Here is a 19,766-nt window from a genome sequence, read left to right on the forward strand (position 1 = left end):
ACAACTTTCCTTACTTGCGCGCGGGTAGCCCCGCGCACCTGTGTTAACCTGCAATTGCTAACCCTGCGGTCATATGCAGACCATAAAATAGCCCACGGCCAATCAGTTCACCCAGCGCCACCAGCACGACACCTGCAAACAGGCCGAGCGTTTTTGGCTCCTGACGACGAATCAGCGGGCAGATCCAGCAGCCTAAACCCGCCGCCAGCAACGCGATGCGCCATACCTGAAGCGAACCATAATCCGGAAGCAGGGCGTTAGCCTGCTGGATGGAACTCTGTATCGTCCCCAGCGTATTGCTTTGCAACACGACGACCGCCACGCAGACGATAAGTGCCAGTACGCTGACAGACGCGGCAAGAGTACCTTTGAATGTCACGTTTGCCACGCGCAGCAGCAGCGCGGCCAGCAGAGGACCAGCAAGGACCATCGTCAGGAAGAAGCTCAGCGTGGTGTAACCCGTATACCAGGTCGGGACAGTCTCAATCTTATAGACCCGGGTCATCGCCCAGACGAAAACGATGCCCAGGAGCTGGCTGACAACCAGCCAGATTTTGCCCAAAGCTGGGGGCATTTTACCGATAACCGACACCAGCCACCAGAAACCGCCCACGGCAAAGAAGATCGAACCCGCCGCGATCTCATTACTCAGCGCTGACGCGCCCACGCGGTTAAGCGAGTTGAAGGCACGCAGCGGGGAGCCTAGATGCAGTACCGAGGCCATAAACCCAATACCCATTACCAGCCAGAGAAAAAACAGGCTGCGCACGATACGCATTCTGGCCTTGTCATCATTTTCCTTAAGCCAGACGAAGCCCGTCACGATTAACGCGCCGGCCACGCACTGCCCGAAAACGGTGAAGATCACCAGCGGCCATTCATGCCATCCACTTCCCATCTCACACCTCCTTCGGGTTTGCCAGGTAGCCGGTGGTGTCACCCGTCGGACGGCTGTTGGCGTTAGGTTTAATCACAATACTCGGCTTCGTGAAGTGCGCAGACGGCAGCGGCGCGACGGCAGCAAGCTGACCGTGTTTTTTGCGCAGCTCCTCAATCGGGCCAAAGTCCAGCGCGCGCAGCGGGCAGGACTCGACGCAGATGGGCTTTTTGCCGTCCGCCACGCGGCTGTGGCAGCCGTCGCACTTGGTCATGTGGCCTTTGGTGGCATTGTACTGCGGCGCGCCGTACGGACAGGCCATGTGACAGTAACGACAGCCGATGCAGACATCCTCGTCCACCACCACAAAACCGTCGTCGCGCTTGTGCATTGCCCCGCTCGGGCAGACCTTGGTGCAGGCCGGATCTTCGCAGTGGTTGCAGGCAATCGACAGGTAATAGGCGAAGACATTCTGATGCCAGACGCCGTTATCCTCCTGCCAGTCGCCGCCCGCGTATTCATAAATACGCCGGAAGCTGACATCCGGGGTCAGGTCTTTGTAATCCTTGCAGGCCAGCTCGCAGGTTTTGCACCCGGTGCAGCGGCTGGAATCAATAAAAAATCCATACTGGGTTGTCATTGGTTAATCCTTATGCCTTCTCGATCTGCACCAGGTTCGTGTGCTGCGGGTTGCCTTTCGCCAGCGGTGACGGGCGGTGCGTGGTCAGGGTATTGATGCAGGAGCCGTGATCGACACGATCGCCGCTCATGTTGGCGTCATGCCAGGCGCCCTGGCCCATCGCGCTTACGCCGGGCATGATGCGTGGCGTGACTTTCGCGGCAATACGCACTTCGCCGCGGTCGTTGAAGACGCGCACCATATCCCCGTTTTTGATACCACGTTGCTCCGCATCCACAGGGTTAAGCCACACCTCCTGGCGACAGGCGGCCTGGAGCACATCCACGTTGCCGTAGCTGGAGTGGGTACGGGCTTTAAAGTGGAAACCGAACAGTTGCAGCGGGAATTTGCTGCGCTCGGGCGCGTCCCAGCCTTCAAAGGTTGAGGTATAGACCGGCAGTGGGGTGATGGTTTCGTCTTTTTGCAGTTCCCAGGTCGCCGCAATATCCGCCAGCTTGCTGGAGTAGATCTCGATTTTGCCCGACGGGGTTTTCAGCGGATTGGCATCCGGATCGTCACGGAATTTTTTATAGGCCACAAAATGTCCGTTAGGATCTTTGCGCTTATAAATACCCATTTTTTTCAGCGCGTCGTAGGACGGCAGCAGCGGATCTTTGGCGACCATTTTGGCGTACAGGTAGCGCAGCCACTGCTCCTGCGTACGGCCTTCAGTGAATTTCTGATGGATATCCGGTCCGAGGCGTTTCGCCACTTCGCTCATGATCCAGTAGATGGGCTTGCGCTCGAACTTCGGGGCGGTAACCGGCTGGAGGAAAATCAGGTATCCCATGTTGCCGGCGTAATCGTTGGGGATGATATCTTCCTGCTCGACGGTCATCAGATCCGGCAGAACAATATCGGCATACTTCGCTGATGAGGTCATAAAGTTATCGATGACAACGATCGTTTCGCACTTACTCTCATCCTGCAAAATGTCGTGAGTTTTGTTGATATCGGAATGCTGGTTGATGATGGTATTACCCGCGTAGTTCCAGATGAACTTGATCGGCACATCGAGCTTATCTTTGCCGCGTACGCCGTCGCGCAGGGCGGTCATCTCCGGTCCACGCACGATGGCATCCGTCCAGCTGAAGCAGGAGATTTGCGTTTTCACCGGATTTTCCGGCAGCGGCATGCGTTCGATGGTGATGGTGTAGGTCGATTCGCGCGCGCCGCTGTTACCGCCGTTAATGCCGACGTTGCCGGTCAGGATCGGCAGCATGGCGATGGCCCGGGACGTTTGCTCCCCGTTAGCCTGACGCTGCGGGCCCCAGCCCTGGCAAATGTAGGCCGGTTTCGCCGAACCGATTTCACGGGCCAGCTTAATGATGCGATCGGCAGGAATGCCCGTTATGCGAGACGCCCACGCCGGGGTTTTCGCGGTTTTGTCATCACCCTGGCCGAGAATATAGGCTTTGTAATGACCATTAGCCGGTGCGCCTTCCGGCAGGGTTTTTTCGTCATAACCCACGCAGTATTTATCGAGGAAAGGTTGATCGACCAGATTTTCATTAATCAGCACCCACGCAATACCTGCCACCAGCGCGGCATCGGTGCCCGGACGAATCGGGATCCACTCGTCTTCACGCCCTGCGGCAGTGTCGGTATAGCGCGGATCGATAACGATCATCCGCGCGTTTGACCGTTCGCGCGCCTGCTCGAGGTAGTAAGTGATCCCGCCGCCGCTCATGCGCGTTTCCGCCGGATTATTGCCGAACATCACTACCAGTTTGGTGTTTTCGATATCCGATGTGCTGTTGCCGTCGTTGCTGCCGTAGGTGTAGGGCATTGCGCAGGCGATCTGCGCGGTGCTGTAGGTGCCGTAGTGGCTGAGGAAGCCGCCATAGCAGTTCATCAGGCGCGCGACCAGCGAGGCATAAGGGGAGGAACGGGTGATATTGCCGCCTACAATTCCGGAGGAGTAGTTAATGTAGACCGCTTCGTTGCCGTATTTTTCGACCACGCTTTTCAGGCTCGCGGCGATGGTGTCCAGCGCTTCTTCCCAGGTGATACGCTCAAACTTGCCTTCTCCGCGTTTGCCCACGCGTTTCATCGGATAGTTCAGACGGTCTGGGTGATTAATGCGACGGCGTATTGAACGGCCTCGCAGACAGGCGCGAACCTGATGGTTGCCGTAAATATCCTCGCTGGTATTATCCGTTTCAACCCAATAGACTTCGTCATCGCGAACGTGCAGACGCAGGGCGCAGCGGCTACCGCAGTTTACCGAACAGGCGCCCCAGACGACTTTATCTTCCGCTGGCTGAATAGCGGTCTGCACAGCGGCGGCGGCGCTTTTCAGACCAAAAGGTAATGCGATCCCACCGGCGGCAAGCGCCAGGGATCCTATGGCAGTAGATTTAACCAGAGTTCGACGGCTTATTCCGCCGTGATGTTCAACTTCGGACATGACTCACCCCATCATTGTTAATAATTATTTTCACCCGTGACTACAACCGGGCTAATGATGGGGGGAGTGTTACTTATTTAGAGGTATTAAATATTAATCCTCGTCAAATCAGGGGAATTGAATGGGAAAATCATTGCGGCTCAGTTGGCGCATTCTCCTGCGTACCTGCGCCGCTCACCGGGTAGTTGCCGCTACTGGTGCGGGTGTACAAAATTTTGAAAGTATCGTTGGCACAATGCCCAACGACCTGCGCATCCGGCTGATCGGCCTGATCGTTCGGGACGATGTTCAGGGTAAAGCCAGACTCCGGCACGCCGTTGTTGATAATCTTCTGCTGAATGTCGCTTTTCACGCGCTCGCAGGAATCCGGGGCCGCAAGAAGAGCGGGTGAAGCACTCATTAACAGCAGGGCGGTAATCCAGGGTAACCGTTTCATCTGTAGCTCCTTTTCACTGTGTGGACTATAAGCATAGCAGGGTTAGGGTAAGCTTTTGTTTTTGGGTCTGTCTTTCTGAATTGTCCTGGAGCCCTGCCTGCGTCATAAAATAAATTGCGAATAATGGTGCTGATTGTCTACCAGATAAGAAGGCAGGGTGCGTTTTGATACTTCTTGCCTGACCAGTTTTCGGTCTCGTCCCCAGATATCTTCGGCGTTAGTGATAACCTTCATAATATGTTCCGGGTTATTGAATTCCGGCAGATCGTATTCGGTATGAGAAATGGTAGACATTTTTTCGGAAATTCTTTCTGGGGTCATTACCCAGGAGAAATGCCAGCCGCCATCTTTCACAACCTTATTATTGATTTTTAGCCAGTTCCATTTAAACCATGACCAGTTTTTATCTTTGCGCGCACGCTTCCAGTTTCGGAAAGATTCAGGTTCACCGTGGAAGAAATGCTTAAGGTTGTAATAGGACGTTGCGCGGGGCAAGGTACATTTTCTCGGCGTACCATCCGTGTTGTGAACCTGGAGATTAAACTGATAGTTGAACACGTTTTGATGAATAGTCGTGCAGAGCGCGCGCGGATTAATGGCCCTGACCGTGTCGGGAGAGAAGATTTCGTCAACGTCTGACACCAGAATCAGATCGTCGTCTGCCGCGTCCTTTAACCCGTTCATAATGGAGTTGCGAAGCGCTGCTTCATTTGCCCAGGCATCAACCTGGTTATTATCCGCACGGTTTAAAATAGGCTGCGCGTCAAAAGGCACGTAAATGATTTTGTCTTTGAATTTGGCAAACTTCGTAATATCGAAATGCAATTCTCGCGGTATGCCTGTAAAAGAGTGTGTTGCTTCTACAATGACAAAACGGTCAACGACATCAGCGAGAGTATGTAATCTGATGTCGAGCAACATATCTTCGTCATAGTATAAAAAACAGTCGTAAATCATGATGTTAACCCGAAAATTTAAAATCTAATTTTATAATAGTGTGGAATCTTCCGCGCCCAAAGTAGCCACTTTGACAGGTTCCGTCAATGCAAACGACGGAATTCTACAGCGCGAAGAGTCAAATGAAGTGCTGTTATGTAAGTTGCTGTATTTGCTAATATGATTGTATCTCTCTCTGAACGGTAAATGATGTGAACAAATACGCAGCGATAACGCTACTGGCAACGGTACTGGTGGGATGCGACAACAACACCGCGCCGCTGTCATTTACGCCGGAGATGGCGAGCTTTTCGAACGAGTTTGATTTTGATCCTCTGCGCGGGCCGGTGAAGGATTTTACCCAGACGCTGTTCAACGATAAGGGTGAAGTCTCTAAACGTGTGACCGGAACGATGTCGACGGAAGGGTGTTTCGATACGCTTGAACTGCACGATCTCGAAGCGAATACGGGCGTTGCGCTGGTGCTGGATGCTAACTACTACGTCGATGCGGAAACCCAGCAACAGAAGGTAAAGTTGCAGGGAAAATGTCAGCTGGCGGAACTGCCGTCTGCCGGCCTGACGTGGGACACGGACGATAACGGGTTTGTGGTTGCCGCGCACAGCAAAGAGATGGAAGTGAAGTACCAGTATGACGCCGACGGCTACCCGCTGGGTAAAACTACGGTTTCCGGCGACCAGCGTTTATCGGTCAAGTCGGTGCCGTCGAAAGATCTGCGCAAGCGCATGGATTATACGGCGGTAAGCCTGTTGAACGATAAACCGATGGGCAATGTAAAGCAGAGCTGTGATTACGATCGCCACAACAACCCGGTGAGCTGTGAGCTGGTGATCACCGATGACAGCGTCAAACCTGCCGTTGAGCGCAAGTACACCATCAAAAACAGCATTGAATATTATTGAGAATAAAACCGCGCAGGTTACTGCGCGGTGGGTTTAAGCAGGCTGGCGGAGGAGGACTTATGCCCGGCCAGATGCTGATGCTGGAAAATGCACATGCGGATGGTGTTACGGTATTCGCCGTTAATAAAGAACTCATGGATCAGTTCACCTTCCACCATAAAGCCCAGCTTACGGTAGATATGAATCGCTTTTTCGTTCTCTTTGTCGACGATAAGGTAAAGCTTATAGAGATTCAGGACGTTAAACCCGTAATCCATCGCCAGCTTTGCCGCCCGCGACGCAAGACCTTTCCCCTGGTGCTCCGGTGAAATAATGATCTGAAATTCCGCCCGACGGTGAACGTGGTTGATCTCAACCAGTTCAACCAGCCCGGCTTTCTCACCCTCGCACTCCACCACAAACCGGCGTTCACTCTGATCGTGGATATGCTTGTCGTAGAGATCGGACAGCTCGACAAACGCCTCATAAGGCTCTTCAAACCAGTAGCGCATCACGCTGGCATTGTTGTCGAGCTGGTGAACAAAGCGTAAATCTTCGCGCTCCAGCGGACGGAGCTTAACGTCACACGGCGTTGACATTACGGTGCTACCGTGCGGCCAGTACGACGATCCAGACAGCGCAGGGTGTTAGGCTCCCAGTAAGCGTTGACGTTGGCGCTTTGCTGGCATTTGTCGCGGGCATCAAACGCGACGTCTTCTTTATCCCACTCTTTCTCCACGCGCTTATTCACTTTCTGACGCAGGCTGCGGGTGTCATTCCATTGTTCTTTGTCCATGGCGGCGTTCTGACGGCTTTGCGCGCTGTCACCAGACTCAATGATGAGTTTGCTGGTTTCGGCTGATGCCGTTGCGGCGAAGGCGAACGATGACAGCGCCAGTACGGCTGTCAGACAAAGGCGTTTGCTTAATGTAGTCATAGCGTTTCCTTTAAACGGGTGCAGACAATCGGATTACCCCGTTGGATTCTACACCAATCCGAAAGGGTGTCATACCCGCGCGGCAGGTATGGGAACGATGTGAACATTATCGCGTATGATGTCTAAATCAATCCTCACGAAACGAGAAAAATGTTCAAAACGACGCTGCTTTTTTTCGCGACCGCGCTGTGCGAAATCATCGGATGCTTTTTGCCGTGGCTCTGGCTAAAGCGGGGCGCTTCCGCGCTGCTGCTGATCCCGGCGGGTGTGTCCCTGGCCCTTTTTGTCTGGCTGCTCACCCTGCATCCGGCCGCCAGCGGGAGGGTATATGCCGCCTACGGCGGAGTGTACGTCTGTACCGCGCTGCTGTGGCTGCGCGTTGTCGATGGCGTCAGGCTAAGCCTGTATGACTGGGCAGGCGCGCTGATTGCCCTGTGCGGCATGTTGATCATCGTGGCTGGTTGGGGACGCGCGTAAGCGTCCTCATAGTGTGATCGTCCGCTGATTTTACGATCATTATACTTGTATGGTAGTAGTGTAGTTGCGTAAATTTCCTGCATCACAACGAGCGATGTAAGGAAATGGATTATGAAGATTGTCGGGGCTGAAGTATTTGTCACCTGCCCGGGGCGTAACTTTGTCACCCTTAAAATCACCACCGATGAGGGCATTGTCGGCCTGGGTGATGCCACGCTGAACGGACGTGAACTTTCCGTTGCCTCCTACCTGAAAGATCACCTGTGCCCTCAGCTGATTGGCCGCGATGCGCACCGCATCGAAGATATCTGGCAGTTCTTCTATAAAGGCGCTTACTGGCGTCGTGGTCCGGTCACCATGTCAGCGATTTCTGCCGTGGACATGGCGCTGTGGGACATTAAGGCGAAAGCCGCGAACATGCCGCTCTATCAGCTTCTGGGCGGGGCCTCCAGGGAAGGGGTGATGGTGTATTGTCACACCACCGGGCACACCATTGACGACGTGCTGGAAGATTATGCCCGTCATAAAGAGATGGGCTTCAAGGCAATTCGCGTGCAGTGCGGCGTGCCGGGAATGAAAACCACCTACGGCATGGCTAAAGGGAAAGGGCTGGCGTATGAGCCTGCGACCAAGGGCGCCTGGCCGGAAGAGCAGCTGTGGTCCACCGAGAAATACCTCGACTTCACGCCGAAACTGTTCGACGCAGTGCGCAGCCAGTTCGGTTTCAATGAACATCTCCTTCACGACATGCACCACCGTCTGACGCCCATCGAAGCGGCGCGGTTCGGCAAAAGCATTGAAGACTACCGTCTGTTCTGGATGGAAGATCCGACTCCCGCTGAAAACCAGGCGTGTTTCCGCCTGATCCGCCAGCACACCGTCACGCCCATTGCGGTGGGGGAAGTGTTCAACAGCATCTGGGACTGCAAGCAGCTGATTGAAGAGCAGCTCATTGACTATATCCGCGCCACCATAACCCATGCGGGCGGCATCACCGGGATGCGTCGCATTGCGGACTTTGCCTCACTCTACCAGGTGCGTACCGGCTCACACGGCCCGTCGGATCTGTCGCCGATTTGCCACGCCGCGGCGCTGCATTTTGACCTGTGGGTACCGAACTTCGGCGTGCAGGAGTATATGGGGTATTCAGAGCAGATGCTGGAAGTGTTCCCGCACAGCTGGCGCTTCGATAACGGCTATATGCACCCGGGCGACAAGCCAGGGCTGGGCATTGAGTTTGATGAGAAGCTGGCGGCGAAATACCCGTACGATCCGGCTTATCTGCCGGTGGCCCGTCTGGAAGACGGCACCCTCTGGAACTGGTAAACGAGGAGCGAATGATGAAAAGCGTAGTGATCCAACAGCCGAATGCGCTGGTGATTGAGGAGCGTCCTCTCCCGTTGCCGGGGGCAGGCGACGTCCGCGTCAAAATTAAGCTCGCCGGTATCTGCGGTTCAGACAGCCATATCTATCGCGGGCATAACCCGTTTGCGAAATACCCGCGGGTAATCGGTCACGAGTTCTTTGGCGAAATAGACGCGGTTGGCGAAGGCGTGGAGAGCACCCGACTGGGCCAGCGCGTTTCGGTTGATCCGGTGATCAGCTGCGGGCACTGCTACCCGTGTTCCGTCGGAAAACCGAACGTTTGTACCTCGCTGGTGGTGCTGGGCGTTCATCGCGACGGTGGCTTCAGCGAATACGCCGTCGTGCCGGCGAAAAATGCCTGGCACATTCCAGACGCAATTCCTGACAAACACGCGGTAATGGTTGAGCCATTCACCATTGCCGCCAACGTGACGGGGCAGGCGAAACCCACCGAACAGGACGTGGCGCTGATCTACGGCGCAGGCCCGATGGGGCTGGTTACCGTGCAGGCGCTGAAGGGCGTTTACAAGGTGAAGCAGGTCATCGTGGTGGATCGCATTGATGAGCGGCTGGAGATGGCGCAACGCAGCGGCGCAGACTGGGTCTTCAACAACGGCGAGCAGTCGTTACAGACCGCGCTGGATGAAAAAGGCATCAAGCCGACGTTAATCATCGATGCTGCCTGTCATCCGTCCATTTTACAGGAAGCGATTACGCTGGCGTCTCCGGCGGCGCGCATCGTGCTGATGGGCTTCTCCAGCGACCCGAGCCAGATCGTGCAGCAGGGGATCACCGGCAAAGAGCTGTCGATCTTCTCTTCGCGTCTGAATGCCAACAAATTCCCGGTGGTCATTGACTGGCTGGAAAAAGGGCTGATCGACCCTGAAAAACTGGTCACCCATACTTTTGACTATCACCACGTTACAGACGCCATCGAACTGTTTGAAAAAGACCAGCGGCAGTGCTGCAAAGTCTTGCTCACGTTCGACCAATAATAATTCACGCGGTTAAGAGCCTGCGAAGACAGGCTCTAAGTGGTACGCATCTTACCTTTCAGAGATAGCCATTATGACTCAAGCACAACCTCAAAGAAGTACGTCAGATCTGGTGAAAGCCGCCGTATCTGGCTGGCTGGGCACCGCCCTGGAGTTTATGGATTTCCAGCTCTACTCCCTTGGCGCCGCGCTGGTGTTCCATGAAATTTTCTTCCCTGAGCAGTCCGCGGCCATGGCGCTGATCCTGGCGATGGGCACCTACGGCGCAGGCTACATCGCGCGTATCGTCGGGGCATTTATCTTCGGCAGAATGGGCGACAGAATTGGCCGTAAAAAAGTGCTGTTTATCACCATCACCATGATGGGGATCTGCACCACCTTAATCGGCGTGTTGCCGACCTATGCGCAGATCGGGATTTTCGCACCGGTGCTGCTGGTGACGCTGCGTATTATTCAGGGGCTGGGCGCGGGGGCAGAAATCTCCGGCGCGGGTACCATGCTGGCAGAGTACGCGCCGAAGGGTAAACGCGGCATCATCTCCTCGCTGGTGGCCATGGGCACCAACTGCGGGACGCTGAGCGCCACGGCGATCTGGGCCGTGATGTTCTTTGCCCTTGACCGTGAAGAACTTATTGCCTGGGGCTGGCGCGTGCCGTTCCTCGCCAGCGTGGTGGTGATGATCTTCGCCATCTGGCTGCGTATGAACCTTAAAGAGAGTCCGGTGTTTGAGAAGGTTAACGACGCCGAAGCCGTTGCGCAGGTTGCTGCGCAGGATACCTCGGTCGGCGCGATGTTTAAGAGCAAATCGTTCTGGCTGGCGACGGGGCTGCGCTTTGGTCAGGCCGGTAACTCTGGTCTGATCCAGACCTTCCTTGCCGGGTATCTGGTGCAAACGCTGTTATTTGATAAGGCGATCCCAACCGATGCGCTGATGATCAGCTCGATTCTCGGCTTCGTCTCCATCCCGCTGCTGGGCTGGCTGTCCGATAAAGTGGGGCGCCGTCTGCCGTATATCATCCTTAACATTTCAGCCATTATTCTGGCTTACCCGATGCTGTCGATTATCGTTGACAAGAGTTACGCGCCGGGCGTGATTATGCTCTCTATCATCGTTATTCATAACTTTGCGGTGCTCGGGCTGTTTGCGCTGGAAAACATCACCATGGCGGAGATGTTTGGTTCGCGGAACCGCTTTACCCGCATGGCGATCTCCAAAGAGGCGGGCGGTCTGGTGGCGGTGGGCTTTGGTCCGGTGCTGGCGGGGATCTTCTGCAACATGACCGGGTCCTGGTGGCCGATTGTGGCGATGCTGGTGGCGTACTCGCTGATTGGGCTGGTCTCCGCGTTGCTGATGCCGGAAGTGCGCGACCGCGATCTGAGTGAAGCCGAAGATGCAGCCGAAGCACCTCATAAAGAAGCGGTAGCCTACGGCGCGCTCTCTTCACGCCGTTAATGGTTTACATCTTGCGCTACCTGTCACACAACTTTTCACTGATGTCACACCACATGGCGAAAAGTTAATGTAAATCAAGATCTGAAAACGACGTATCAGTATGGTTAATGGCAGCGTTTTTTAACTCCGACTGCCATTCTAGTTGGTGTAGTCAGCAGGCGCTGCCGCTCTGATCAGGACGCGGCAGCGGATCACAGCGTTCATTAATTAACGAGTCTCAATCATGGAAAACCGGTTATTACAGGCGAAGGCAACGCGTCCTCAGTACGATCGCGACAGCCTCAAGGCACGCATTGTTCATTTAGGGTTTGGCGCGTTCCACCGCGCGCACCAGGCGGTGTACACCGATATACTCGCCGCAGAACAGGGCAGCGACTGGGGTTACTGCGAAGTTAACCTGATTGGCGGCGAACAGCAGATCGCCGATCTGAAGGCACAGGAAAACCTTTATACCGTGGCAGAGATGTCTGCCGATGCGTGGACGGCGCGCGTGGTCGGCGTCGTCAAAAACGCGCTGCATGCGCAGGTCGACGGGCTGGAAACCGTGCTGGCGGCGCTGTGCGAGCCGCAGGTCGCCATTGTTTCCCTGACCATCACCGAGAAAGGGTATTGCCATTCGCCGGCAACAGGACAACTGATGTTCGATCATCCGTTAATTGTTGCCGACCTGAAAAACCCGCATCAGCCGAAATCGGCGCCGGGCGTGGTGGTTGAAGCGCTGGCGCGGCGTAAGGTGGCGGGGCTGCCAGCATTCAGCGTAATGTCATGCGATAACATGCCGGAGAACGGCCACGTGATGCGCAGTGTCACCTGCGCTTACGCGCGCGCTGTTGACGGCGAACTGGCAGACTGGATTGAAGCGAACGTCACCTTCCCGTCAACCATGGTGGACCGCATTGTGCCCGCCGTCACGGCTGAAACGCTGGATAAAATCGAACAGCTGACCGGCGTACGCGATCCGGCAGGTGTCGCCTGCGAGCCGTTCCGTCAGTGGGTGGTGGAAGATAATTTTGTCGCCGGACGTCCCCAGTGGGAAAAGGCCGGTGCGGAACTGGTTTCTGATGTCATTCCGTTTGAAGAGATGAAGCTGCGTATGCTTAACGGCAGCCACTCGTTCCTGGCCTATCTTGGCTACCTGGCCGGTTATCAGCACATTAACGACTGCATGGAAGATGAACATTATCGCGCAGCCGCGCATGCGCTGATGCTGAAAGAGCAGGCGCCGACGCTGAAAGTGAAGGGGGTGGATTTAGCTCACTATGCTGACCTGCTGATCGCGCGTTACAGCAATCCGGCCCTGCGTCACCGCACCTGGCAAATCGCCATGGACGGTAGCCAGAAACTGCCGCAGCGTATGCTCGATTCCGTGCGCTGGCATCTTGTCCACCAGAAACCTTTCCCGCTGCTGGCCCTCGGTGTGGCGGGCTGGATGCGTTATGTCGGCGGTGTGGATGAGCAGGGTAACGCGATTGAGGTGAGCGATCCGCAGCTGGCGGTGATTCAGGCGGCGGTAAACGGTAGCGCTGAAGGCGAAAGCCGCGTTAGCGCGCTGTTGGGCATTGAGGCTATTTTCGGTAACGAGCTGCCGAAGGACGCGGTGTTTGTGGCTGCGGTCATGCAGGCTTATCAGACGTTGCTGCAAAAAGGCGCGAAGGCCACGGTTGCTGAGTACGCCGCCCGGCTTTAACGCGATGACATGCCGCCGTCCGCGGCGGCATGTCGGGGCGCAGCTTAGTGCATGCCCAGACGAATCAGCTCAATCGGTTCGAACTTACCTTCGCATCCTTCCACTTCAACCGTTTTACCACGACGCACCTGCTCGGCATTAAGGCCGTCGCTGTGGATCGCTTTAATCACGCCGAACTGACCTGTGCCGCTAATCATGACGCGGCTGCCAGTGGTGATTGCATTTCGGTTACGGTCGTATGTCATCATGGTATTCTCTCCTCTCGTACTTATCCGTTACGGCGCTAATTCAACGGCTGCCGTTCACGGGGCACTATTAATACGCCTCTCTTTAAAGAAATTATTTGCTTTTGATCAAGCTCACACTTTTTTCTTATTTCATGCAGGCGTTGACGGTTCAGGACACCACTTTACAAAGCGGACAGTTATTTTCCTTAATTGATAGTTTCTAGGTGCAAGTGTTTAGGCTTTGTTTATATCCACAATGTCATTCTGGAGGCAGAAAATAACCCTTCATAGGAAAAGGAGTCAGGCTTATGTATAAGAAAATTTTGATGCCTGTTGACGTGTTTGAAATGGATTTGAGCGATAAAGCGGTACGCCATGCGGTCAACCTCGCGAAGGCGGAAGGCGCGACGATCACCCTGGTCAACATACTCCCTAACAGCAGCCGTTCGTTACTGCGGGGGTTCAATGCCGATATTAAGAAGTTCGAAGAGTATATGACCGCCGAGTCTGATAAGAAGATGAAGGCGCTGAAACGGCTCTTTAATATGTCCCCGGACAATATTGACTGTGAAGTTCGCTTCGGCAACGTACGCGATGAAATCATCAAGCTCAGCAAAGAGGGGAAATACGACGTTATTGTTATCGGATCAAAAAACCCGAGCATTACAACGCATCTGCTGGGTTCAAATGCTGAAACTATCCTGCGCTACGCCACTATTCCGGTATTAGTGGTCCGCTAATTACTTCGCCGCAACCGAAAGGGGGCGGCGAGGTTTTATTCTTCGCTGAACCACTCGCGGTTTTCCTGACGAATTAACTGAACTGACTCGCTAATTTCCTGAAGGTGAAGCGTCATCGCTTTATCTACGGCTTCCACGTCGCGTTTTTCCAGCGCGCTGAAAATATCATGATGCTGGCGCAGCAACATCTCTGGCGGAGAAACATGGTCGAGGCTCATGTAGCGCACGCGGTCGATGGTCGCTTTGATGTTTTCAACGGTATCCCACGCGAGCTGGCACTCGGCGATCTGCGCCAGTTTCTGGTGGAACTCGTCGTCCAGCTGGAAAAAGTCGTTTAGCTGTTTGCGGTCAATGGCGATTCGCTGCTGATGCAGGTTTTGCTCCAGCAGGTAACACTGGTTATCGTTGATGAGCGACGCGGCGCGACGCACCACGGCGCACTCGATAGCCTGGCGAACAAAACAGCCATTGCGTACCTGCGAAAGCGAAATTTTATTGACATAGCTTCCGCGCTGAGGGCGGATCTGAATGAGGCCGTTTTCTGCAAGCTTAATAAACGCCTCACGTACGGGCTGACGGGAAACGTCAAAACGTACCGAAACCTCTTTTTCTGAGAGTGGCGTTCCCGGTGGGATCAGGCAGCGAACAATATCACGGCGTAAGATGCGATATATTTGCTGATTAACGGGCTGGGTAGGATTAAGTTGCGATTCAGCGGCCATGGGTTGTGATTTCTCAGAGAGTTAACCTGAACATACTACCATTCTTTTCCCTGCCATCACATACCCGGCCCGCAGGCCGGGCAGGGTAAATTAACCGCGATGCACGCTGAGTCCGGCATAGGTCTGGCTGACGGGCATCATCTCCACCGTGTTGATGTTGACATGCTTCGGCAGATTCGCGACCCACCAGACGGTTTCGGTGATATCTTCCGGCGTCAGCGCATTCGCGTTTTCATAGGTTTTATCCGCTTTCGCGTCATCGCCTTTGAAACGCACGTTGGAGAATTCAGTTCCGCCTACCAGACCCGGCTCAACATCGGTCACGCGGATCGCGGTGCCGTGCAGGTCGGTGCGCAGGTTCAGGCTGAACTGGCGGACAAAGGCTTTGGTCGCGCCATAGACGTTGCCGCCCGCGTAAGGCCAGCTTCCGGCGGTGGAACCGATGTTAATGATATGGCCACGGTTACGTTCAACCATGCCCGGCAGCACGGCGCGGGTCATGTACACCAGCCCTTTGTTGTTGGTGTCGATCATGTTTTCCCAGTCTTCCACGCTGGCTTTGTGGGCAGGCTCCATGCCCAGCGCCAGGCCGGCGTTATTGACCAGCACGTCAATTTCACGCCATTCGGCAGGCAGGTTGGCAATCATCTCTTCGATGGCGGCGCGGTTGCGCACGTCCAGCTGTGCGGTCAGAATGCTGTCACCCAGCTCGTCTTTTAGCTCCTGCAAACGCTCCTGACGACGCCCTGTTGCAATCACTTTGTGTCCATTGGCGACGAAGCGACGCGTGATGCTTTCACCAAAACCCGCTGTCGCCCCGGTAACTAAAATAATCATCTCACTGTTCCTCAACGCTTTTTGTGTTGTACTAACATAGCACGCTCTCCGGCACGTCGTTAAGGCAACATTTGTATGACGCCATTGCAGGCCAGCGCAGGCTGGCCTACTCTGGGGAGAAATACCGTGCTCAGGAGTAAACGATGTCGGTCAACAATCCTTTTTTTGAAATTAGCCTGTTGCCTTATCAGGCACCACGTTTTGATGCGATCAACGACAGCCATTATCGTCCGGCGTTTGATGAAGCAATGCGCCTGAAGCGTGCAGACATTGACGCGATTATCGCGCAGCGCGCCGCGCCGGACTTCGATAACACCGTGCTGGCGCTGGAAAAAAGCGGGGCCATGCTGTCGCGCGTGAGCAGCGTGTTCTTCGCCATGACGTCCGCACACACTAACGATGATCTTCAGGCGCTGGACGAGCAGTTCTCCACCGAACTGGCCGGGCTGGCGAACGATATCTGGCTAAACGATACGCTTTTCGCCCGTGTGGAAGCCGTCTGGCAGGATCGCGAGGCGCTGGATGCCGAATCCCGCCGACTGACGGAGGAGACGTATCAGCACTTTGTTCTTGCGGGCGCGCGTCTGAACGCCGATGAAAAAGCCGAGCTGAAAGCCCTGAATACCGAAGCCGCCACCCTGACCAGCCAGTTCAACCAGCGCCTGCTGGCGGCGAACAAGGCGGGAGGGCTGGTGGTGGACGATGTTCACCAGCTTGACGGGCTCAGTGCGGAGGAGATGGCTGCCGCGGCTCACGCTGCCGCAGAAAAAGGGCTGACGGACCGCTGGCTGATCCCGCTTTTGAATACCACGCAACAGCCCGCGCTGGCGGCGCTGTCGTTGCGCGAGACCCGTAAAAAGTTGTTCAGCGCGGGCTGGGAACGCACTCAGAAAGGCGACGAAAACGATACGCGCGAGCTGATCCGCCGGCTTACCGCGTTACGGGCAAGACAGGCGCAGCTGCTCGGCTTTGACAACTATGCGAGCTGGAGCACTGCCGATCAGATGGCGAAAACGCCGGAAGCGGCGCTCGAATTCATGCGCGGAATAGTGCCTGCGGCGCGCGGCAGGGCTGCGCTGGAGCAGGCGGATATTCAGAAGGTCATCGACGACGAGCAGGGCGGTTTTACGGTGCAGGCCTGGGACTGGGCGTTTTATGCCGAACGCGTGCGCTCCGCGAAATACGCGCTGGATGAGTCGCAGATCAAACCCTATTTCGCGCTCAATACCGTGCTGGAAGATGGCGTATTCTGGACCGCCACGCAGTTGTTCGGTATCCGCTTTGTCGAGCGTTTCGATATTCCGGTTTACCACCCGGACGTTCGCGTGTGGGAGATTTTCGACCACACGGGTGAAGGCATGGCGCTGTTCTACGGCGACTTTTTCGCGCGTGATTCCAAAGCGGGCGGCGCGTGGATGGGGAATTTTGTTGAGCAGTCTTACGAGTTTGCCTCGCGTCCGGTGATTTATAACGTCTGCAACTATCAAAAACCAGCGAACGGGCAGACCGCGCTGATCTCCTGGGATGATGTGATCACCCTGTTCCACGAGTTTGGCCATACGCTGCACGGCCTGTTTGCCAGCCAGCGCTATGCCACGCTATCAGGCACCAACACGCCGCGTGATTTCGTTGAATTTCCCTCGCAGATCAATGAACACTGGGCCAGCCATCCGCAGGTGTTTGCGCACTTTGCCCGTCACTATCAAACCGGCGAACCGATGCCGGATGCGCTGCGGGAAAAAATGCTCAACGCGACCCAGTTTAATAAGGGTTATGACATGACGGAGCTATTGAGCGCCGCGCTGCTGGATATGAACTGGCACGGCATTCAGGAGCCCGTTGACGATGTGGAAGCCTTTGAAGCCGCCGCGTTGAAAAAAGAGGGGTTGGATCTACCCGCCGTACCGCCGCGCTATCGCAGCAGCTATTTCGCCCACATCTTCGGCGGAGGCTACGCGGCGGGGTATTACGCCTATCTCTGGACGCAGATGCTGGCGGACGATGGCTATCAGTGGTTTGTCGAGCAGGGCGGTTTGACGCGCGAAAACGGACAGAAATTCCGCGAGGCGATTTTGTCCCGCGGCAACAGCACTGATTTAGCTGAACTTTACCGGAACTGGCGCGGGCACGATCCGAAGATCGAACCGATGCTGGAGAATCGCGGATTGAGTGCGTAAGGCTTTTTTAGTGTGTAAACAGAACCGGGCGCGAGGCCCGGTTTTTTGTACGCTTTGGTCCGCTTTGTGTCTGAAAGGTACATTGAGACAAGTATAATTACGGGCCATTAGTCGCTGCGATAAAAGAGGGTTACTGAAATAGCATCGCCAGTAACACCAGGAACAGCAGCATGACATAGATTCGTGCGTGCCAAATATCAGGTACAGCAGGTATAACCCGACGGCTAAAAACTATTCCTGCCCAGCCTGTTAGTACCAACATACCTAAAATTTTCAGGTTTATAAAACCGAGAAATCCATTCACAGGAATAGTTTGCCAGCCAATAACTGCATACGTCACGGCACCACATAGCGCGACGGGCAGGGAAAGCGGATTAGAAGCACTAATGCATTCACGCATCGCATAACCATGGCGCCGTAACAGGGGTACCGTCATTACGCTTCCGCCCACGCCAAGCAATGCGGCTATCATACCAATGGTCACTCCGCCGCCCGTTACTACAGGAAATGACAAGCGACGCAGAGAACTTCCTCCGAGAAAACCCTTACGCAACAAACAATCGCTGATTGTTGCCAGCATGTAGAAAATGAACAGCGCGCGAACAACACTCTCACTAAATATTCCTGCCAGACAGGAACCCACGATAGCCCCAATGGCTATAAACCATAGTAACGGGAATAACATTTGCGATGAAAGCTCGCAAGCTCGCCAGTTTCGATAGGTGGCCCAGCCCGCGTTAAATATCATCACCGATGTAGAGGTAGCAACCGCGATATGCATGGCGTTTAGTGCCAGTTCGGTCTGCCGTAGCATTAGTTGATAAACGAATGGCACTACGACAAAGCCGCCGCCAAAGCCAAAAAGCACGGTGGTTATACCGGTAGTAAAGCCTGCCAGCGCAAAGATTGCGATATCATTCAAAATCATACCCTCGACCTGAAAATGATTTCGCAGCTTATACCGGTAGCGTCCTGCTTCCCATTAGCGCCGCGCTCAATTACCTTTGTAAATCGGTCATAAGGAGACGGGTGTGCGCAACGTAAAGATTGAAGAGGTCGAGCAGCTAGATCGTGAAGTGGTAGCGATAGGCAATGACTATGTGCAGGGATTTATGCTGCCACAGCACAAACATCGCCGCGCGCAGCTGCTATATGGCGCGACCGGATTAATGCATGTCATAACCCAGGATGGAGAGTGGATTGTTCCTCCACAACATGCTGTTTGGATCCCACCCGAAACTATGCACGCCGTCAAATTTGTTGGCGTGACCACTCGCAGTCTGTATATAGAACCAGATTTCGTGAATGCCTTCTTAAAATATCCTCGTTGTGAAGTTATTAGCGTATCGCCATTATTACGTCAGCTATTGCTTGAGTCAGTGGATTTACCGCCACTGTATGAAAGCACGCGTGACCGTGCACTGATAAATCTGATGATATTGGAGCTGGCGGCTATGCCGGTTCGCGAATTCGATATTCCGCTGCCGCGACATCCGGCCCTACTGGCTCTTTGTCAGGCGTTTTTACTCAATCCCTCAATCCATGATCCAGCAGAGCGCTGGGCAAATGCGCTGTTCATGAGCGACAGCACCTTTCGTCGCCATTTCCTTAAGCAAATGGGCATGTCATTTTCTGTCTGGCGCCAACGAGCATGCGTGGTTAGCGCGCTGGCATTGTTGATAACGGGAAAACCCGTAAATGAAGTAGCCTTGACTCTTGGATACGATAATGCATCATCCTTCGCAACGATGTTCCGCCGTGTCACAGGACAGCCACCTTCGTATTATCACCCGGCATTATTCAAAAAGTTCCACGGGACAGGGCTCCGATCATAGCGTCAGCTATGTACCAGCTAAAGACGCTGCCACGTCAAATTCTTTAATTCATGACAAGGGTTAAGGTGTTAAAA

General features: G+C 54.6%; 20 protein-coding genes. 9 read left to right on the forward strand and 11 right to left on the reverse strand.

Going from position 1 to position 19,766, the window contains the following annotated elements; genetic code table 11:
• Positions 1-43 precede the first annotated feature (43 nt).
• The 5 genes from ACOTW6_RS00630 to ACOTW6_RS00650 form a co-directional block, all read right to left on the reverse strand.
• On the reverse strand, positions 44-898 hold the full coding sequence (locus ACOTW6_RS00630) for a dimethyl sulfoxide reductase anchor subunit family protein (protein ID WP_421766218.1): 855 nt from the start codon (positions 896-898) through the stop codon (positions 44-46).
• A gap of 1 nt (position 899) precedes the next feature.
• The gene (locus ACOTW6_RS00635; protein WP_062939351.1) at positions 900-1,517 is read right to left on the reverse strand and encodes a DMSO/selenate family reductase complex B subunit; all 618 of its coding nucleotides are present in this window, start codon (positions 1,515-1,517) and stop codon (positions 900-902) included.
• A 10-nt stretch (positions 1,518-1,527) separates the two neighbouring features.
• Positions 1,528-3,966 carry a selenate/tellurate reductase subunit YnfE gene (gene ynfE / locus ACOTW6_RS00640; protein ID WP_213788719.1) on the reverse strand — a complete coding sequence of 813 codons (2,439 nt, stop codon included), beginning with the start codon at positions 3,964-3,966 and terminating at the stop codon, positions 1,528-1,530.
• 130 nt (positions 3,967-4,096) lie between these two features.
• Positions 4,097-4,402: a DUF1161 domain-containing protein gene (locus ACOTW6_RS00645; protein ID WP_047731958.1), complete on the reverse strand. Its 306-nt coding sequence runs from the start codon at positions 4,400-4,402 to the stop codon at positions 4,097-4,099.
• Positions 4,403-4,504: 102 nt separating this feature from the next.
• Positions 4,505-5,359 carry a beta-1,4-mannosyl-glycoprotein beta-1,4-N-acetylglucosaminyltransferase gene (locus tag ACOTW6_RS00650; RefSeq protein ID WP_023296534.1) on the reverse strand — a complete coding sequence of 285 codons (855 nt, stop codon included), beginning with the start codon at positions 5,357-5,359 and terminating at the stop codon, positions 4,505-4,507.
• A 191-nt stretch (positions 5,360-5,550) separates the two neighbouring features.
• On the opposite strand from ACOTW6_RS00650, the gene ACOTW6_RS00655 reads away from it, so the two are divergent.
• Positions 5,551-6,261 carry a YnfC family lipoprotein gene (locus tag ACOTW6_RS00655; protein ID WP_062932632.1) on the forward strand — a complete coding sequence of 237 codons (711 nt, stop codon included), beginning with the start codon at positions 5,551-5,553 and terminating at the stop codon, positions 6,259-6,261.
• Positions 6,262-6,278: 17 nt separating this feature from the next.
• On the opposite strand, the gene speG is transcribed toward ACOTW6_RS00655, so the two are convergent.
• Both speG and ACOTW6_RS00665 read right to left on the reverse strand, forming a co-directional pair.
• Positions 6,279-6,839: a spermidine N1-acetyltransferase gene (gene speG, locus ACOTW6_RS00660; RefSeq protein ID WP_003857416.1), complete on the reverse strand. Its 561-nt coding sequence runs from the start codon at positions 6,837-6,839 to the stop codon at positions 6,279-6,281.
• Positions 6,839-7,177 carry a DUF1283 family protein gene (locus tag ACOTW6_RS00665; protein WP_006808856.1) on the reverse strand — a complete coding sequence of 113 codons (339 nt, stop codon included), beginning with the start codon at positions 7,175-7,177 and terminating at the stop codon, positions 6,839-6,841. Before ACOTW6_RS00665 ends, speG begins: the two co-directional genes overlap by 1 nt.
• A gap of 150 nt (positions 7,178-7,327) precedes the next feature.
• On the opposite strand from ACOTW6_RS00665, the gene ACOTW6_RS00670 reads away from it, so the two are divergent.
• The 5 genes from ACOTW6_RS00670 (at position 7,328) to ACOTW6_RS00690 (ending at position 13,154) form a co-directional block, all read left to right on the forward strand.
• Positions 7,328-7,654: a YnfA family protein gene (locus ACOTW6_RS00670; protein WP_003857412.1), complete on the forward strand. Its 327-nt coding sequence runs from the start codon at positions 7,328-7,330 to the stop codon at positions 7,652-7,654.
• Between the two features lie 111 nt (positions 7,655-7,765).
• Positions 7,766-8,980 (forward strand): D-mannonate dehydratase ManD, encoded by a 1,215-nt coding sequence (gene manD / locus ACOTW6_RS00675; protein ID WP_090278229.1) that lies wholly within the window; start codon positions 7,766-7,768, stop codon positions 8,978-8,980.
• A gap of 14 nt (positions 8,981-8,994) precedes the next feature.
• Complete coding sequence (locus ACOTW6_RS00680; protein WP_062932635.1) at positions 8,995-10,014, forward strand: Zn-dependent oxidoreductase; 1,020 nt, start codon at positions 8,995-8,997, stop codon at positions 10,012-10,014.
• 73 nt (positions 10,015-10,087) lie between these two features.
• A complete protein-coding gene (locus ACOTW6_RS00685) occupies positions 10,088-11,467 on the forward strand; it encodes an MFS transporter (RefSeq protein WP_062932636.1) in 1,380 nt (459 codons plus the stop codon).
• A gap of 223 nt (positions 11,468-11,690) precedes the next feature.
• Positions 11,691-13,154 carry a mannitol dehydrogenase family protein gene (locus ACOTW6_RS00690; RefSeq protein ID WP_062932637.1) on the forward strand — a complete coding sequence of 488 codons (1,464 nt, stop codon included), beginning with the start codon at positions 11,691-11,693 and terminating at the stop codon, positions 13,152-13,154.
• Positions 13,155-13,198: 44 nt separating this feature from the next.
• On the opposite strand, the gene ydfZ is transcribed toward ACOTW6_RS00690, so the two are convergent.
• Positions 13,199-13,402, reverse strand: a complete 204-nt coding sequence (gene ydfZ / locus ACOTW6_RS00695) for a putative selenium delivery protein YdfZ (protein ID WP_003857405.1) — start codon at positions 13,400-13,402, stop codon at positions 13,199-13,201.
• A 287-nt stretch (positions 13,403-13,689) separates the two neighbouring features.
• Here ydfZ and ACOTW6_RS00700 point away from each other — a divergent pair, with 287 nt between their 5' ends.
• The gene (locus ACOTW6_RS00700; RefSeq protein WP_062932638.1) at positions 13,690-14,121 is read left to right on the forward strand and encodes a universal stress protein; all 432 of its coding nucleotides are present in this window, start codon (positions 13,690-13,692) and stop codon (positions 14,119-14,121) included.
• A 35-nt stretch (positions 14,122-14,156) separates the two neighbouring features.
• Here the strand turns inward: ACOTW6_RS00700 and ACOTW6_RS00705 are convergent, their stop codons facing one another.
• Both ACOTW6_RS00705 and ydfG read right to left on the reverse strand, forming a co-directional pair.
• Entirely contained in the window at positions 14,157-14,843 is a 687-nt protein-coding gene (locus ACOTW6_RS00705; RefSeq protein ID WP_003857403.1) for a GntR family transcriptional regulator, read from the reverse strand.
• A gap of 90 nt (positions 14,844-14,933) precedes the next feature.
• Entirely contained in the window at positions 14,934-15,680 is a 747-nt protein-coding gene (gene ydfG / locus ACOTW6_RS00710) for a bifunctional NADP-dependent 3-hydroxy acid dehydrogenase/3-hydroxypropionate dehydrogenase YdfG (protein ID WP_015570609.1), read from the reverse strand.
• A 143-nt stretch (positions 15,681-15,823) separates the two neighbouring features.
• Here ydfG and dcp point away from each other — a divergent pair, with 143 nt between their 5' ends.
• Positions 15,824-17,857: a peptidyl-dipeptidase Dcp gene (gene dcp / locus ACOTW6_RS00715; RefSeq protein ID WP_062932639.1), complete on the forward strand. Its 2,034-nt coding sequence runs from the start codon at positions 15,824-15,826 to the stop codon at positions 17,855-17,857.
• Positions 17,858-17,987: 130 nt separating this feature from the next.
• On the opposite strand, the gene ACOTW6_RS00720 is transcribed toward dcp, so the two are convergent.
• On the reverse strand, positions 17,988-18,779 hold the full coding sequence (locus ACOTW6_RS00720; protein WP_219241159.1) for a sulfite exporter TauE/SafE family protein: 792 nt from the start codon (positions 18,777-18,779) through the stop codon (positions 17,988-17,990).
• A 109-nt stretch (positions 18,780-18,888) separates the two neighbouring features.
• On the opposite strand from ACOTW6_RS00720, the gene ACOTW6_RS00725 reads away from it, so the two are divergent.
• Positions 18,889-19,692, forward strand: a complete 804-nt coding sequence (locus ACOTW6_RS00725; RefSeq protein ID WP_062932640.1) for an AraC family transcriptional regulator — start codon at positions 18,889-18,891, stop codon at positions 19,690-19,692.
• The last annotated feature ends 74 nt before the right edge of the window (positions 19,693-19,766 follow it).

Source organism: Enterobacter cloacae complex sp. IR5403 (assembly GCF_049238705.1).
GTDB classification, from domain to species: Bacteria; Pseudomonadota; Gammaproteobacteria; order Enterobacterales; family Enterobacteriaceae; genus Enterobacter; species Enterobacter hormaechei_C.